This is a genomic window from Methylovorus sp. MP688 (assembly GCF_000183115.1).
GTDB lineage: Bacteria > Pseudomonadota > Gammaproteobacteria > Burkholderiales > Methylophilaceae > Methylovorus > Methylovorus glucosotrophus.
This window is the reverse complement of record NC_014733.1, coordinates 29198-45740: the sequence shown is the minus strand read 5'-3', so window position 1 is coordinate 45740 and position 16543 is coordinate 29198. Positions and strand designations below refer to the sequence as shown.

General features: G+C 56.5%; 15 protein-coding genes and 2 pseudogenes. 11 read left to right on the top strand and 6 right to left on the bottom strand.

The features are described 5' to 3' along the window. Positions 1-3 precede the first annotated feature (3 nt). The 3 genes from bcsA to argH all read right to left on the bottom strand — a co-directional run bounded on the left by bcsA (position 4) and on the right by argH (position 4854). Positions 4-2238, bottom strand: coding sequence for a UDP-forming cellulose synthase catalytic subunit (gene bcsA, locus MPQ_RS00180; RefSeq protein WP_013440864.1), 2235 nt, complete (start codon positions 2236-2238; stop codon positions 4-6). 327 nt (positions 2239-2565) lie between these two features. Then, complete coding sequence (locus MPQ_RS00175) at positions 2566-3423, bottom strand: alpha/beta fold hydrolase (RefSeq protein ID WP_013440863.1); 858 nt, start codon at positions 3421-3423, stop codon at positions 2566-2568. A gap of 18 nt (positions 3424-3441) precedes the next feature. Further along, positions 3442-4854, bottom strand: coding sequence for an argininosuccinate lyase (argH, locus tag MPQ_RS00170; protein ID WP_013440862.1), 1413 nt, complete (start codon positions 4852-4854; stop codon positions 3442-3444). 29 nt (positions 4855-4883) lie between these two features. Between argH and MPQ_RS00165 the strand changes: the two are divergent. Next, positions 4884-5576, top strand: a pseudogene (locus MPQ_RS00165) (sensor histidine kinase); the annotation flags it as partial. A gap of 139 nt (positions 5577-5715) precedes the next feature. Here the strand turns inward: MPQ_RS00165 and MPQ_RS14230 are convergent. Continuing rightward, a pseudogene (locus MPQ_RS14230) lies at positions 5716-5772 on the bottom strand (hypothetical protein); the annotation flags it as partial. A gap of 233 nt (positions 5773-6005) precedes the next feature. On the opposite strand from MPQ_RS14230, the gene MPQ_RS00160 reads away from it, so the two are divergent. The 5 genes from MPQ_RS00160 to MPQ_RS00140 all read left to right on the top strand — a co-directional run bounded on the left by MPQ_RS00160 (position 6006) and on the right by MPQ_RS00140 (position 10896). Next, complete coding sequence (locus MPQ_RS00160) at positions 6006-6746, top strand: LytTR family DNA-binding domain-containing protein (protein WP_013440860.1); 741 nt, start codon at positions 6006-6008, stop codon at positions 6744-6746. Positions 6747-6829: 83 nt separating this feature from the next. Further along, on the top strand, positions 6830-7792 hold the full coding sequence (gene hemC, locus MPQ_RS00155) for a hydroxymethylbilane synthase (protein WP_013440859.1): 963 nt from the start codon (positions 6830-6832) through the stop codon (positions 7790-7792). Continuing rightward, positions 7785-8588 (top strand): uroporphyrinogen-III synthase, encoded by an 804-nt coding sequence (locus MPQ_RS00150; protein ID WP_041361889.1) that lies wholly within the window; start codon positions 7785-7787, stop codon positions 8586-8588. The genes hemC and MPQ_RS00150 overlap by 8 nt, the downstream gene beginning before the upstream one ends. Before the next feature lie 2 nt (positions 8589-8590). Then, complete coding sequence (locus MPQ_RS00145; RefSeq protein WP_013440857.1) at positions 8591-9715, top strand: uroporphyrinogen-III C-methyltransferase; 1125 nt, start codon at positions 8591-8593, stop codon at positions 9713-9715. After that, the gene (locus MPQ_RS00140) at positions 9715-10896 is read left to right on the top strand and encodes a heme biosynthesis protein HemY (protein ID WP_013440856.1); all 1182 of its coding nucleotides are present in this window, start codon (positions 9715-9717) and stop codon (positions 10894-10896) included. The genes MPQ_RS00145 and MPQ_RS00140 overlap by 1 nt, the downstream gene beginning before the upstream one ends. Positions 10897-10948: 52 nt before the next feature. On the opposite strand, the gene MPQ_RS00135 is transcribed toward MPQ_RS00140, so the two are convergent. Then, positions 10949-11983 carry a CDP-6-deoxy-delta-3,4-glucoseen reductase gene (locus MPQ_RS00135; protein ID WP_013440855.1) on the bottom strand — a complete coding sequence of 345 codons (1035 nt, stop codon included), beginning with the start codon at positions 11981-11983 and terminating at the stop codon, positions 10949-10951. 188 nt (positions 11984-12171) lie between these two features. After that, the gene (locus tag MPQ_RS00130; protein WP_013440854.1) at positions 12172-12594 is read right to left on the bottom strand and encodes an FxsA family protein; all 423 of its coding nucleotides are present in this window, start codon (positions 12592-12594) and stop codon (positions 12172-12174) included. Positions 12595-12705: 111 nt separating this feature from the next. Between MPQ_RS00130 and cutA the strand changes: the two genes are divergently transcribed. From cutA to accB, 5 genes are all read left to right on the top strand, one after another. Next, a complete protein-coding gene (gene cutA / locus MPQ_RS00125; protein WP_013440853.1) occupies positions 12706-13059 on the top strand; it encodes a divalent-cation tolerance protein CutA in 354 nt (117 codons plus the stop codon). A 4-nt stretch (positions 13060-13063) separates the two neighbouring features. After that, positions 13064-14905 carry a protein-disulfide reductase DsbD gene (dsbD, locus tag MPQ_RS00120; RefSeq protein ID WP_041361888.1) on the top strand — a complete coding sequence of 614 codons (1842 nt, stop codon included), beginning with the start codon at positions 13064-13066 and terminating at the stop codon, positions 14903-14905. 1 nt (position 14906) lies between these two features. Continuing rightward, on the top strand, positions 14907-15461 hold the full coding sequence (locus MPQ_RS00115; RefSeq protein ID WP_013440851.1) for a TlpA disulfide reductase family protein: 555 nt from the start codon (positions 14907-14909) through the stop codon (positions 15459-15461). A 118-nt stretch (positions 15462-15579) separates the two neighbouring features. Continuing rightward, positions 15580-16035: a type II 3-dehydroquinate dehydratase gene (gene aroQ, locus MPQ_RS00110; RefSeq protein ID WP_013440850.1), complete on the top strand. Its 456-nt coding sequence runs from the start codon at positions 15580-15582 to the stop codon at positions 16033-16035. 51 nt (positions 16036-16086) lie between these two features. Then, the gene (accB, locus tag MPQ_RS00105) at positions 16087-16539 is read left to right on the top strand and encodes an acetyl-CoA carboxylase biotin carboxyl carrier protein (RefSeq protein WP_013440849.1); all 453 of its coding nucleotides are present in this window, start codon (positions 16087-16089) and stop codon (positions 16537-16539) included. Positions 16540-16543: the final 4 nt, after the last annotated feature.

Here is a 16543-nt window from a genome sequence, read left to right as displayed (position 1 = left end):
GGTTTATTTTTTTGCGTATTTTCTTTGCAAGGCCACCAGGTACTGCACCCCTGATGACGTCATGATCCCGAAGCTGTCCGCCATGCCTTTGATGCCCGACACAAACAGGTGGCCCAGCATTCTGAATGTCTTCTCATTGCGGGTTTTCTTGGCCCAGAAGCGCGTCCAGCGCCCGCTATCGCCATACAAATAAGCCACGGCCTGGGCGTAACTTTGCTTGTCCAGCACAAATTCCGTCCCGCAATAAAACACGCCGTTACGCTCAATCACCCGCTTGAACACCGCGTTAAAGACAAATTTCCTGCCATCGCTGCTGCTGGTTTCCAGTATCACCAGGTCCGAGACCTTGGGTGCCTGGGGCAGCTTGACCTTGAATCCCAGGCCCGTGATGGAAAGGTCCATGGTCTCCCCTGTGTATTCGGCATCCCCGCCCGGCAAGCGCATCCTGACAGACTCTTCCACATTGATGCGGTGGAACTGGCGCATCTGCTTGCGCTCCCAGAAGGCACCCAGCGAAATGACCGCCAGAACCACATTGTAAGTGCACCAGACCGCCGTCACGGACAAGGTATCGCGCAGGATAGGATCGGTAAACCAGCTGATGACCCCGGCACCAATCGCCAGAATATTCACCAGGATAATGACAAAAAAGATGGCCGCCAGAGGATTGAGAAAATCCTGCTCCTGCGTGTTGCCCTTGGGCGTGACCTTGAACGAGGGTTTGTGCGGGTTAAAGAGTACGGCGATGACCGCCGGTGCCAGGAAAATCGACTGCACGCTCTCATAAATTTCCGAGAAAAACGGCTGGCGAGCCCGGCCATAAAAGAAATCCATCAGCATGAAGGTAGAAAAAATATACGGCACGGCATAGCTGATGACCTGCGTGAACGACGCAAAGTAAATCTTGAGACTGAGCAGCAGGAACAAGGCGGGCGCGATAAAAAACATCACACGCGCCAGCCCAAAGAACCAGTAAAAGCAGAAGTTGAAATAGCACAAGCGCTGGTGGAAGCTAAGCCCTTTGGCCATCAGCGGATTGCTCAGCAAAAATAGCTGCACCATGCCCTGCGCCCAGCGGGTGCGCTGCAGGATGTAATCCTTGTAGCTCTCAGGCGATAGCCCGCACACCATGGGGCGATCCAGATAAATGCTGTTGTAGCCCAGGCTGTGCAGGTGAAAGGAGGTTTCGGCATCTTCGGTAATGGTTTTACCGGCAATGCCGCCTACCTCCATCACATAGCGGCGACGTAACAATGCAGCCGAGCCGCAGAAGTAACTGGAGTTCCAGAAATCCAGCGAACGGTGGATTTCCTTGTAAAACATATCGTTTTCACGATTGGGATTACCCACGCCGATAAGGTTTTTCTCGACGGGCGTGGGATTAATGAAGAAGTGCGGCGTCTGCACCAGAAACAGCTTGGGATCGGCCGCAAAGAAACCCACGGTGCGGCGCAGGATGTCATGGGTGGGCACGTGGTCACAATCCAGCACCAGGAAAAGCTCGCCATGGGTCTGATGCAGGGCATGGTTGAGATTGCCCGCCTTGGCGGCAACATTGGTTTCCCGGGTAATGTAGTTGGCGCCCAGATCCTGCGCCAGTCTGCGCAAGCGGTAATAGCGGGCCCAGGCGACCTCGGCGGTGGCCGGATTATTGCGTTTGTTTATTGTGCTGCCATCGTCGCAGATATGAATACGCAGCTTGTCCTTGGGATAATCAATCTGGCTGGCAGCGATGGTAGTAATGCGGATGATGTCGTCTGACTCATCGTAGGTGGGGATGAAGACATCGACAGTTGGATAGTCTGCCAGATTGGGCGGCAACTTGAGCGGCCGGTTACGCAGAGGCCAGAGATTCAGCAGAATGCCCAGCATGTAAATGGTGAGCGAATACACCTCGGCCAGATACAGCAGCGTCATGGCAATGAAATCGAGCGGGCCGGTATAGATCAGGGTTTCGGTGCTGCGCCAGATCAGGTAGCGCAACGCCAGAAAGCCGGAAAGCAGAATAAACAAAAAGCGCCATGGTGGGCGCTTGGTGACTTGCCATTTGTACATGCACGCCAGAATCACAAACACGCCCCAGGAGAGCATGAGCTGGCGCTGAAGATCAAAGACGTCGATGGATACCTTGAGCAGGTACATCAACAAACTGGCAAACCCCAGTAGCAGCCACCCGATGGAGAGTGATTGACTTTTGGGGTCCTCATTAAAAAATGGGAACAGCGCCTTTGATTTCATTATCTTTTTCTATTAATTCTTAAATATCACAGATGAACCCCTGAATCTCATCTGACGCGGCTGATCTTCCCTACCCCCAGCCTACCCCCAGCCGCACGTCACTTTATCATCAAGCCCGCGATTGCCGATAGCCTGCCCTGGCATCCACGCTTGCTCAAACAGGAGAACTAGCAACTCTTGTACCGCCCGCTGCAACTTGGGCGCCAATGTTTAAAATCCGCTAACAATCATCAAGTTAACACAAAAAGCATGGCGCGGTCACACAGGCAGGCACCCGCCCGTTTGCTACAGATGTGCGAAATTCAGCAAGCAGTGCACCGCTTTGCCTCAGCTCCGGCCTGTATGGTGATCCAAAAAGTCTGCAATTTGCAGTGGCATGACCTGATGAAAGGCGACACGATCAAAGCCCGGGGGATCAAGCGCCGGAGCCAGGCCAGGCCGCTGCATCGCCTGCGGAAACGGGCTCAGGAAGGAAAAATGCCCGGCATTCTTTACCTCGTGCCAGCTCACACTCGCTGGCTGCTGCACGCCCTTGATCACCAGGTCGGCATGCCATTGCGGCGTAATGTCATCGTGCTCACCGGTGAGGATGAGGATGGGAAGATTAACCGCGCTCAAGGCGTCCTCGGGCAGATAGTAGGCCGTGGCTGGCGCCAGCAGCACCAGGGTAGAGATGCGATCATCAGCCTCCACCGGCACGGCCTCCCGCTCCTGAGTCCAGGGCTGCCCGCCCGCCAGCGCAAGCGCGGTATACGCTCCCAGCGAATGGCCGATGACGGCAATGCGGGTGAAATCAAGATAGCGGGAATACTGCGGATGCGAGGCCAGATGGTCTATGGTCAGCGAGACATGGCGCGGACGATTCTGCAGATTTTGCCAGGTGCCTTTGAGGCTGTTATCCAGCCGATTATTGCCTGGATGCTCCAGCAACACCACCACATAGCCGCGCGCCGCCAAGGCCAGGGCGATGGTGCGATACAAGATCGGCGCGCCACCGCTGCCGTGTGAAATCACGACTAGCGGATAAACGCCGGGGGCCACCGGAGCATCCAGCGCCACTTCCATGCTGTAAGGGCCTATCGTGTGTGACTGCGGAGCCTGGGTGGCAGGGTAAAAAGCAATAACGGGAAAGGTCAGATGCTGGGCAGCATCTGACACGCTGAATGTATAAAATCCGACCGGCATGCCGAGGGCGGCGAGCGCTCAGGCCAGGGCTTGACGGGCGCGGCCTATGGCGAGCCTGACCTGCTCCGGCGCGGTACCGCCAATGTGATTGCGGCTGGCAAGCGAGCCCTCCAGCGTCAGCACGGCATAAACATCATCGCTGATCTGGGTGCTGAATTTCTGCAGCTCGGCCAAAGGCAGGTCTGACAGGTCGCAGCCTTTTTCCACCGCATAACGCACTGCCAGCGCCACCACTTCATGGGCATCGCGGAAAGGCGTGCCTTTTTTCACCAGATAGTCGGCAAGGTCGGTAGCGGTAGCAAAGCCTTCGCTGGCCGCAGCGCGCATGGCGGCCTTGTCCACCTTGATACCACGCAGCATGTCGGCATAAATCTGCAAGGTCACCAGGATGGTATCGGCGGTGTCAAACAAGGGTTCCTTGTCTTCCTGATTATCCTTGTTGTAAGCCAGAGGCTGGCTTTTCATCAAGGTGAGCAGTGCCACCAGATGACCATTCACGCGCCCCGTCTTGCCACGCACCAGCTCGGGTACGTCAGGATTTTTTTTCTGCGGCATGATGCTGGAGCCGGTACAGAAGCGATCGGCAATATCGATAAAGCCAAAGCGCGGGCTGGACCACAAAATCAGCTCTTCTGAAAAGCGCGACAGATGGGTCATCAGCAGCGCCGCAGCGGCGGTAAATTCAATGGCAAAATCACGGTCGGATACGGCGTCGAGCGAGTTCTGGCAGACCGCATCAAAGCCCAGTTGCTGCGCGACGTATTCGCGATCTATCGGGTAGCTGGTGCCTGCCAGCGCGGCAGCGCCCAGCGGCAGGCGATTGATACGCTTGCGCGCATCGGCAAAACGCTCGGCATCGCGCTGCAACATCTCGAAATAAGCCAGCAGGTGATGACCAAAGGTCACTGGCTGGGCCACTTGCAAATGGGTAAAGCCAGGCATCACGGTATCACTATGCGCGTCGGCCAGATCGAGCAGCGAAGCCTGCAAGCCACGAATGCCGGCGATCACATCATCGGTGGTGGCGCGCAGCCACAGGCGCACATCGGTCGCCACCTGGTCATTGCGTGAGCGGCCTGTGTGCAGGCGCTTGCCTGCATCGCCTATCTTGTCGGTCAGGCGCTTCTCGATATTCAGATGCACATCTTCCAGATCCAGCAACCACTCAAATTCACCCGCGCGAATCTCCTGCAGGATAGAGGCCAGCCCCTGCTCAATGGCGCTGACATCCTCATGGCTGATAATGCCCTGCTTGCCCAGCATGCGGGCGTGGGCGAGCGACCCCTGAATATCAAACTCGGCCAGGCGTTTGTCGAAATCCACCGATGCCGTGTAGCGCTTGACCAGCTCGGCGACCGGCTCGTTAAAGCGGCCGGACCAGGCTTTGTCTTTTGCATCGAGTGAATTGGGGGTGCGGGATTGTTCTTGCATGAGACGTTTTCGTTAAGAATAATGAGCTTATGACAAGTATAAAGCAAAAGCCCGGCCTTACGCTCACTGCGACCGCGGCGGGGGCGCTGCAGAAACTGCCGGATTTTCGTAATCCCGGCATCGCCTTGCGCATCCTGTTACTGGTCAATCTGCTCATGCTGCTCTCTGCTGCAGTGCAAAACACCAGCTTGTCGGCAACGCTCAGCCACTTCACCGAACAATCGGCGTTTGGTCAGCCAGCCTTGTTGCTGAGCTTGCTCGTGCTTTATCTGGCATACCCATGGCTGTTACGGCTGCGGTACAGCCTGGCGATGCTGCTGGCAGGGGTAAGCGCCATGCTGGTGGTGACCTTGCTGTACCTCGCGGGCACGCAGATACTGGGCATGGATGCCCTGCCGCCTCTAACCAGAATCTGGCTACTGAGCCTGAGTGCCTGCCTGATCACCGCTTACTACCTGCATCTGCGTTACCGAGCTATGTCGCCCGCGATGGCCGAGGCACGTTTGCAGGCATTGCAGGCGCGCATACGCCCACACTTTCTGTTCAACAGCCTGAATGCTGTGCTATCGCTGGTGCGCAGCCAGCCACAGCGGGCAGAAGCCGCCCTGGAAGACATGGCGGAACTGTTCCGTGTATTGATGGCGGACAATCGCGAACTGGTGCCCCTGGCACAGGAAATCAGCCTGTGCCGCCAATACCTGGCACTGGAAAAACTGCGGCTGGATGAGCGCCTGCTCGTCACATGGCAAATGGATACCATGCCGCCCGATGCCATGGTGCCGCCGCTGGTGTTGCAGCCATTACTGGAGAATGCGGTTTACCATGGCATAGAGCCGCTGAGTGAAGGCGGCGAGATCATCATCAAGATTTACACCGTGCACAATGATGTACACCTGCTGCTCTCAAACCCGCTGGCTCCCGAGCAGACCCGCACCTCGGGCAACAAAATGGCGCTGGCCAATATCAGGGAGCGCCTGGCCTTGCACTTCGATGTCGCCGCCACACTCTCCAGTTCTGCACGTGATGGCCGTTATGAAGTGCATATCGTGCTGCCTTATCAACGCCATCGCCATGGCTGACACACGCTATTGAAATGAGAAATGGCACGATGCCCAAACAACTGGATTTCAAGATGCAGTTACCACTGAACCATGGTTGATCAAGCCGTCACGCTCATCATCGCCGACGACGAAGCGCCTGCACGCAACCGCCTGCGCGAGCTGCTGGCCGACATGCCCGGCGTCAGCATTGCTGGAGAAGCACGCCATGGGGCCGAGGCCATTGCCCTGGCGCAGCAAAGCGGAGCCAATCTGGTGTTGCTGGATATACGCATGCCGCAGATGGATGGCATAGAAGCGGCTGCCCATCTGCAGAAAATGCCCTCGCCGCCCGCGATCATCTTCACCACCGCTTACGATGCTTACGCGCTGCAGGCATTTGACATGAGTGCCATCGATTACCTGCTAAAGCCCATCCGGCGCGAACGCTTGCTCACCGCCATCAACAAGGCGCGCGCCCTGCTGCCTGCGCAACTGGCGGCGATACGTCCCATGCAGCCCCAGCGTAGCCATTTCAGCATCAGCGAGCGCGGACGTGTCTTGCTGGTTCCGGTCAACGAGGTGATCTATCTACGTGCAGAGCTGAAATACACCACCTTGCGCACGGCACAGCATGAATACCTGATCGAAGACAGCCTCAACAGCATAGAGCAGGAATTTGGCGAGCGCTTTCTGCGGCTGCATCGCAACTGCCTGGTCAATCCACACTATCTGCTGGGGTATCAGAAAATGACGGAGGGGGAACACCAATGGGTTGCGCTGCTGAAAGGCATTCCGGAAACCGTGGGCGTCAGTCGGCGGCAACTGCACCTGCTTAAAAATCTGGCAGGCTGACCAGACGCACAAAGCGGTCATCATCCGTATGTTAAAATAGCGTTTTATTCGATTTTTCGGGCGTTGCGCCCCGCCAGCCCACTATGACTTCGACTTCCCCCATCAGCATCCCAGAAAAACTTGTTATTGCTTCGCGTGAGAGTGCGCTGGCCATGTGGCAGGCACGCCACATCCAGGCTCGCTTGCAGGCGCTGTACCCTAGCACGCAGGTAGAAATTCTGGGCATGACTACCACCGGCGACCAGATTCTGGATTCCCCGCTGGCACGCATTGGCGGCAAGGGGCTGTTTGTGAAAGAGCTGGAGCAGGCTTTGGCCGATGGCCGCGCCGATCTGGCGGTGCACTCGATGAAAGATGTGCCCATGCATTTGCCCGAAGGCTTTGCCATGGCAGCGATAGGTGAACGCGAGGATCCACGGGATGCTTTTGTATCGAATGATTACCCATCGCTGGAAGCCTTGCCTGCGGGCAGCATCGTCGGTACCTCCAGCCTGCGCCGCCAGAGCCAGTTGCAAGCGCGCTTTCCGCATCTGGTGATTGAGTCCCTGCGCGGCAATCTGCAAACCCGCCTGCGCAAACTGGATGAAGGCCAATATGCGGCCATCATTCTGGCAGCCGCAGGCCTGATCCGCCTGGGCCTGGGTAACCGCATTGCGCAAACCATTGCGCCAGAAGACAGTATTCCCGCCGTGGGCCAGGGTGCGCTGGGGATTGAAATCAACGCAGCGCGTACCGATCTGTTAACGGTATTGGCGCCCCTGAACCACGCCGATACAGCCGCCTGCGTGGAAGCCGAGCGCGGCATGAGCCGGGCGCTGGCCGGCAGCTGCACGGTGCCGCTGGGGGCTTATGCCACCAAGCTGGGCGAGAACATCACCATCCATGGCTTCGTCGCCAGTGTAGATGGCAAACAGATGCTGCGTGCCGAAGCCACAGGAAATGCGGCCAAGCCTGAACTATTGGGCCAGCAGCTAGCCCAATCCCTGATTGCACGGGGCGCAGACAAGATTCTGCAGGCGCTGGCTGAACAAAGCGCGCATGGCTGATTTACCACTGAGCAGCGTGGCATTGACAGGCTTGTCGGTGGCGATCACCCGGCCGTTGGATCAGGCCACGCGCTTGTCGCGCTTGATCGTGGAAGCAGGCGGAACGCCCTATGGCTTTCCGCTGATTGAAATTGCCCCGTTGGCAGATTACAGCGCATTTGATGCCCAGCTGCATGAGCTCGGCAAGTACGATTGGACTATTTTTATCAGCAGTAATGCGGTTCAGAATGCCATACCAAGGATGCTGAATCTGGTCGGCCAGCCGCCAGCCACATTGCGGCATGCTGCCATTGGCCCGGTCACCGCTGCCGAACTGACCAGGCTGGGCATCGGGCCAGTGCTAACGCCACAAGGCAGGTATGATAGTGAATCGCTACTGGCACTCCCCGAGATGCAGCAGGTAAAGGGGCAACGGTTTTTGATTTTCCGTGGAGTGGGTGGCCGGGAACTGCTGGCAGAGAGCCTGCGAGCCCGCGGAGCTACTGTGGATTTTGCCGAATGCTACCGCCGCATCAACCCGCAAACCAGCGCAGAGCCACTGGAACAGCGTTGGCAACAACAGCAGCTTGATGCCGTTGTAGTCACCAGCAGTGAAGCCATGCGCTATTTGCTGAACATGACGAATAACGGACAGCACGCCTGGATACGCGATGTGACACTGTGTGTGAATCATGCACGCATTGCCGAACTGCCCATTGAGCTTGGATTGCGCGTCATCGTGGCAGAAGCGCCGGGAGACGATGCCATGCTGCAATGCCTGAATACTGTAGCCCTCTTGAAACAACAACGACACTGAATATGAGCGAACAACCCACGCCTTCCCAGCCAGCTGAAACGCCCGCCATCGCGACCTCCAACGTGCCTGCACAAGAGGTCTTGCAGGAAGAGGCTGCGCCCTCTGCGACCAGCAACAACTGGCTGACCCAGCTTGCGCTCGTCATCGCGCTGGCAGCGGCGATTGCCATGGCATGGCAGTGGTATCACGCGCGCCAGCGTTTCGCAGTGCTGGAGCAGGAGCTTTCGCAAAAACTTGAGCAATTCAATGGCGTGAACCAGCAAGCCCTGGCCCTGGCCCGCAATGCCGATGAGCGCAGCACCGAAGTCAGTGCCCGCGCCTCCCTGTTTGAGCAAAAACTGGCCGAATCACGCGATCAGGCCGAAGCCTTGCAGACGCTTTACCTGGAGCTTGCCAACAATCGTGAGGAACGCACGATTGCCGAAGTTGAGCAATTGATCATCATCGCCAACCAGCAGCTGCAGCTGGCTGGCAATATCAAGCCCGCCCTGCTGGCCCTGCAAACTGCGGATACCCGCTTGCAACATCTGGATAGCGGCCAGGTCGTGCAGTTGCGCAAATCCATAGGCCAGGATATTCAGCGTCTGCAAAACATGCCGCAAGTCGACACGGTAGGCATCAGCCTGAAACTGGAAAACCTGGCGGAATCCGTCGGCACGCTGCCTTTGGTAAGCGAGCGCCATCCACAATCCGCGCCAGCGCTGGCCCCCGAATGGGACAGCAATCCATGGCGGCGCCTGGCCCAGGAGGTATGGCAGGACTTGCGCACCATGATCCGTCTGGAGCGTATCGACCGGCCGGAACCCCCATTGCTGGCCCCGGAGCAGAATTTCTTCCTGCGCGAAAACATCAAGCTGCATTTGCTGACAGCCCGCATTGCCCTGCTACAACATGATGAAGCGACCTATCGGGCAGATCTGCAAGCCGCCGAAAAATGGCTGAAAAGCCATTTTGACCCGCGAGATAGTGGCACACAGCTGGCGTTAAACATCCTGAAAGAACTTTCTTCCAAGGAAATCGTGATTGACCTGCCTGATGTGAACGAAAGCCTGTCGCTTGTGAGCAAGTACAAACTTTCGCTGGAACGCCTGAGCACACCAGCAAAAAGCAACACGGAGCGTAAATAGTGCGTTGGCTGTTCTGGATTTTACTGATTCTGGGGCTGGCGGTAGGCATCTCGCTGCTGGCAGTCAATAATCAAGGGTATGTGCTGATCGTGCGGCCGCCTTACCGCATGGAGCTATCGCTCAACCTGCTGCTGGTGATGATACTGGGCGGCTTTATCAGCCTGCACCTCTTGTTGCGGCTGATTCAATACACACGCCATCTGCCAGCCAGTGTTCGCAGCTATAAGGAAGAACGCCGCATTCGCCTGGGCCGTGCCGCCTTGAGTGAAGGCCTGCAATCGCTGGCGGAAGGCCGCTATCTGCTCGCTGAAAAGGCAGCGAATAAAGCCCTGGCACTGGAAGAAAATCCGGGCTTGTCCACACTGGTGGCTGCGCGGGCTGCGCACAAGCTCAAGAACAAATCGCAGCGCGATTTTTATCTGGCCGAGGCCGAACGCATTGCGCCAGATGCTGCCGTTGCCCGCCTGCTTTACCAGGCCGAATTCATGCTGGATGACCGCCGTTACAACGAAGCATTGAATGTACTGCACAAGCTGGACAAACTGGAATCCAAGTACCCTCCCGCCTTGCGCCTGGAGTTGAAAGCCCAGGTGCACCTGAAAAACTGGGAACAGGTGCTGGTAACCCTGCGCCGCCTGGAAAAGCATGATGCGATTGAAAGCTGGCATTTGCGTGAACTGCGTCAACAGGCGCATACCCATCTCTTGCAACGCCTGGCAGACGATCTGGACAAGCTGAATGCCTACTGGAAAAAGATGCCGGAAGAAGATCGGCTGAACAACCGCATCGCCTGCATTGCTGCTCAGACCTTTATTCAGGCAGGTGCTGGTGACCAGGCTGCGGAAATTGTAGAAATGAGCCTGACCAAAGGCTGGGATAGCAAGCTGGCGGGAATGCTGGGCGACTGCCTGTCCTCACAACCGCAAAAGCAGCTGCAACAGGCCGAACACTGGTTGCTGAGCCATGAAAATGACGCAGACCTGCTACGTTCATTGGGAAATTTGTGTGTACGCCTGAGTTTGTGGGGCAAGGCGCAGAGTTACTTTGAGGCCAGCCTGAGCGTAAAACCAAGTGCCGCCACCCATCTGGCACTGGCGCGCCTATTGGACGAGCGCGGCGAGACCGAAGCGGCCAATCACCAATTCCGTCTTAGCACGCAATTCTGTCCGGGGTTCGAATAAGGGCAGTGCCGCTCGGCCAACTGCCCGTTAAGCTAAGGCTTGCGCCTCAGGATCATGCCGCCGCAGGCTTGGGCGGTGGATTGGAAAAGGTAAACGCGTCAGAAAAGAACTCGTCTTCTGGCAAGCCCTTCAGCTGGAAAGCCTGATGGGCAACATCCACCATCTGCGGCGCACCACAGCAATACACCTGATATGCGCTCAGATCGGCAAAGTCTTCCAATACGGCTTCATGCACCAGGCCACGTCGGCCTTGCCAGCCGTCTTCGTCCTTGGGCTCGGATAATACCGGCACGTAACTGAAAAGATTGGATTCCTCCAGCCAGCGCATGGGCAGTTCCGGCATGTAAAGGTCTTCCAGGGAGCGAGCCCCCCAGTAGAGCACCATCTTGCGAGGTGTTTTCTGATGCAGGATATGCTCGATAATGCCTTTGATAGGCGCAAAACCGGTACCACCTGCGACGAAAATGATGGGCTTCTCATGATCCTCACGCAGGTAAAAACTGCCAAATGGCCCTTCCAGGCGCAAAATGGCTTTTTCCTGCATTTCGTTGAAGACGTATTCGGTGAAGGTCCCGCCCGGAATCAGGCGCAGATGCAATTCCAGTAATTCATCATGATGTGGCGCATTCGCCAGCGAAAAAGCGCGGCGCTTGCCGTCTTTAAGCAGAAATTCTATGTATTGGCCGGCCAGAAACTGCATGCGCTCATTGCTGGGCAGCTTCAAATACAAGGCCATCACATCGTGTGACAGCTTTTCCATTTTCTGCACGCGGGCCGGCATGATACGAGGCCGTATGCCATTGCTGCCTGTGGCTTCGCGGCATTCAATGACCAGATCGGTTTGCGGAACCGCACAGCACAACAATGCCAGGCCATTGGCCTTGTCGGCATCCGTCAGGGCGGAAGCCTGATGATCGTTATGGCTCACCTCTCCTTGCAGCACTTTGCCTTTGCAGGCGCCACAGGCACCGTTACGGCAACCATAGGGCAAGCCCAGGCCTGCATCAATGGCGGCGCTCAATACGGTGGCGTCGCCTTCAACAACAAAGCTATGGCCGCTAGGCTTGACTGTTACTTGGTGAGACATGCGTTCAGTTCCTGATTCTACAATGATGAAAGTGGCATCAAGTCTGGTCGGCCATGTGACCGCAAAGAATTAATGCACACAAAAACAAACCATTAGGTGAGGCGCGAGTTTAACACAAGCCTTGGATCAAGCTGCATGCCGACCTGCAAACGGAGCTTGCATAGCCCCAGAGCGTTGCAGGATTGTCATTAATCTTCGCGGGTATATTCACCCTCGATAACATCATCATTCGCTGCTTGTGGCCTGCGGCTCTGGCGGGGCTCAGCTTGCACGGTTTCATCAAAAGCATCCGGCTTGGCCGAGGGCAGTAGCAGCAGAATCACGGCAATGGCATCGGTCACCACGCCTGGAATAATCAGCAAGATGCCGGCGAGCATGTTTTTGGCACCACTGAACAAAGCGCGGGCGGGGGCGCCACCCTGGCTCAGGGTTTGGGTCATGCGCCCCAGCATCATCAGCTTTTCGTCCTGTATCAAACGCCAGCCCAGAATGGCGACCACCACCAGGTAAACCAGTACCCAAACGCCATAGCGCCCGGCCAGTTCTATCAATAACCATATCTCGACAACGGGGAATGCGAGTAAAATCAGCAGCAGCAAGGGTAAAGGCATATAAACGGTACTTTAAAAATAGCGAAGCAAGGGTCTGACGTCGCGTCATCGCGCTTGTTCCCTTGTAAATGATGCTTCACGTGGATATTTCAAGTCGGGGATGCTGACATCATGTCACATGACACCTTATCAAATGCAGTCACGGCCAGCGAGGCGATTCTGGTACTGACCAATATGCCGGATCAAACGTCGGCAAACAGCTTGGCCGCGTCGCTGGTCAACGCGCGGCTGGCTGCCTGCGTCAATATCCTGACGCCCTGCACCTCGGTCTATCGCTGGCAGGGCAAAGTCGAAACCGCCAATGAAATCCCCTTGTTGATCAAGACATGCCGCACGCAATATGCCGCCTTGCAGCAAGCCATTGTGCAGCAGCACCCTTACGAACTTCCCGAAATCCTCTGTGTCCCAATCAGCACTGGATTGCCTGCCTACCTGGCGTGGCTTAACGAGGAAACGACGGCCTGACCCCATGAAACACCTTTTGAACGCGCTGCTGATGTTATGCAGCCTCCTCCCCGCCCTGTCCAGCGCACCCGCTACCGCCGCGCCGCTCAGCAGCAAGCTGGCGCTCTTTACCAGCGACGATGATGGCATACTGCCGCCTGATGAAGCCTTCAAGCTGGAAGTGGGCTCGATACGGCAAGATACCCTGCAAGCCGTCTTCCAGATTGCTCCCGGCCATTACATTTACCGAGATCGCATCAAGTTTTCCAGTGCAACCCCGGGCGTGACGGTCACCGATACCAGCTTGCCCCCCGGGGAATCCAAAAAAGATCCCACCTTTGGTACTACCTATGTTTTTCACCGTGAAGCCGAGGCCAAACTGCAACTCGCTTTCAGCGGCGATGTTCCTGCCATTCTCAAGCTCAATGCGACCTACCAGGGCTGTAGTGAAAAAGGCCTTTGCTATCCGCCTATCCATAAAACGCTGGATGTGAGTCTGGGTGGGGACGCCACCGACCAAACCTCTATAGCAACTCCACCCGAGCAGGATCGTATTGCAGGCCTCCTGGGTAGCGGCAAACTATGGCTGATACTGAGCGGCTTTTTTGGCATAGGCCTGCTGCTTGCCTTCACGCCCTGCATGTTGCCCATGATTCCTATCCTCTCTGGCATTATCGTCGGCAGCAAGTCGCATAACCATGGGGGCAAAGGTCACGCCATCCTGTTATCCGCCGCCTATGTGTTCGGCATGTCCCTCAGCTACACCTTGGCAGGCATCGCCGCCGGCCTGTCCGGGCAACTGCTGAGCAATGCCCTGCAGACCCCATGGGTGCTGGGAGCCACGGCACTACTGTTCGTCCTGCTCGCGCTTTCCATGTTCGGCTTTTATGAAATCCGCATGCCGCAGTCGCTCGCTGATCGTCTGACCGGTACCAACAGCCGTATCCGCGGTGGGCATTTTGTCGGGGTGTTTCTGATGGGCGTAGTATCCGCGCTGATTGTGAGCCCGTGTGTGGCCGCCCCATTGGCGGGCGCCCTGTTGTATATCAGCCAGACGCGCGATGTCTGGCTGGGCGGTAGCGCCTTGTTTGCGCTATCGCTGGGCATGGGGTTGCCACTGCTATTGATCGGCGCTTCGGCAGGCAGCCTGTTACCGAAAGCGGGCCCGTGGATGGAACGCATACGGCAACTGTTTGGCGTGGTCATGCTCTATGTCGCCTTGCTGCTGATCAGCCCGGTGATTCCATTACCCGTGCAGATGGCATTGTGGGCGGCCCTGCTGATAGTACCTGCCATCTTTCTGCATGCGCTTGATCGCTTGCCGGAAACGGCGACGGGTTGGCAACGCGTGTGGAAGGGGCTGGGGATTATTCTGCTGCTGCTGGGCGTGATGATGCTGATAGGCGCATTCAGCGGCGCAAGATCTCCCCTGCAACCGTTCTCGGGATTTAATGCCGTCAGCCTGCAAAAAACCTCCGCAGCCCCTGCACTGCCCTTCAAGCGCATTCATAGTCTGGGAGAGCTGCAGCAATCGCTGGCTGATGCCAAAGGCAAGATCGTAATGCTGGATTTTTATGCGGATTGGTGCGTTGCCTGCAAAGAGCTCGAACAGTTCACCTTTAGCGATCCACGGGTACAGCAATCCCTCGAGAATGTTGTGTTACTTCAAGCGGATGTTACGCAGAATACGCCCGCAGATGCCGCTTTGCTGCAACGTTTCCAGCTGTTCGGCCCGCCTGCCATCCTGTTTTTCCATGGGCAGGACCAACGTGATCCTAAACTCAAGCTGATTGGCTATCAGAATAGCGAGCAATTCTTGCGCGCACGCCATACGCTGGGCTGTGAAACCGGCATCGCCTATTGCTGATATGAAAATTTCCCGGCGTGCCCTGTTCATCCTTGCCTTGCTGCTGATTGCCGCAGGCGCCTATTCGCTGGTCAGCCGCTGGCAAGAGGGCGGCTTCAGCCAGGATCATCCCGCTGCCAGCAGCGCACGCTTTTTTGCCGTGATATTGCCCGATGTCAAAGGTACCATGCAGCCGATGTCCGAATTGCGAGGACGGATTCTGGTGGTAAATTTCTGGGCAAGCTGGTGTCCGCCCTGCCGTGAAGAAATGCCCGAGCTAAGCGAACTTCAGGCGATGTACCGCGATCAAGGCCTGCTCGTGCTGGGCATTGCCGCCGAAGATCAGGAAAGTGTAAATCAGTTTGCCAGTGAGTCGCCGGTAGGCTATCCTCTTTTCGCAGCGGATACAGAAGCTGGCCCCTTGAGCTATAGTCTGGGCAACCATCGCAGCGTCTTGCCTTACACTGTCGTTATTGATCGCGATGGTCATATCGTCAAAACATACTTTGGCCGTATCACGCGCCATTTGCTCGAACAAACCGTCAAGCCCTTACTGCAAGCCAGCACCGCCCCTTAGAAGTTTTCAAAAACATCTAAATTCCGTAAATTTCGTCAATTCACTGGACAATATCCCCCAATTTACGGCAAACTTGCTGCCATGAAAGCGCGTCTCCGGTCCTCCGAATCCCACTGCCATGGTTGCTGATACGATTCATTCCATCCTCGTATTGCATGGTCCCAACCTCAATATGCTGGGGTTGCGCGAACCTGACCATTACGGCAACGATACTCTTCAGGCGATCAACCAGCGCCTGCAGGAGCAGGCCGATACGCATGGCGTCACCCTGACAACGTTTCAGAGCAATGCCGAGGCGGAGCTGATTGCACGGATTCATGATCTCGCGCGACACCCTGTCGATTTTGTGATCATCAACCCGGCTGCCTTCACCCATACCTCGGTCGCCCTGCGCGATGCCCTGTCCGCTGTTAAAGTACCGTTTATCGAAGTTCACCTTTCCAACGTACACGCCCGTGAATCCTTCCGCCATCATTCGTATTTTTCGGATATCGCAGTCGGTGTCATCAGCGGGCTTGGCGCACATGGTTATTCTCTGGCGCTGGATTACGCCATCCGCCGTTTACAACATTAACTACCAACATAACCGCATGTTACATGCGCTTTAATCATTTAGAGGTTCAACATGGATTTACGCAAACTGAAGAAACTGATCGACCTGGTCGAAGAATCCGGCATCTCCGAGCTGGAACTGACCGAAGGTGAAGAAAAAGTACGCATCAGTCGCAATCTGCCAAATGCTCATGCCGGCATGCAGTTCGCTCCACAGTATATCCAGGCTGCCCCTGCTCCGCAGGCCGCCGCTCCCGCCGTCGCAGAAGCCGCTGCCGCTCCCGTCATTGAAGGGCATGTGGTGAAATCACCGATGGTCGGTACGTTCTACCGCTCGCCCTCCCCTGATGCCAAGCCATTTGTTGAAGTGGGTAGCAGCATCACCGCAGGCAGCACGCTCTGCATTATTGAAGCCATGAAATTGCTCAACGAAATCGAGGCGGATCACACCGGTGTGATCAAGGCGATACTTGTTGAAAACGGTCAGCCGGTAGAATACGGCGAACCACTCTTTATTATTGGCTAACGAG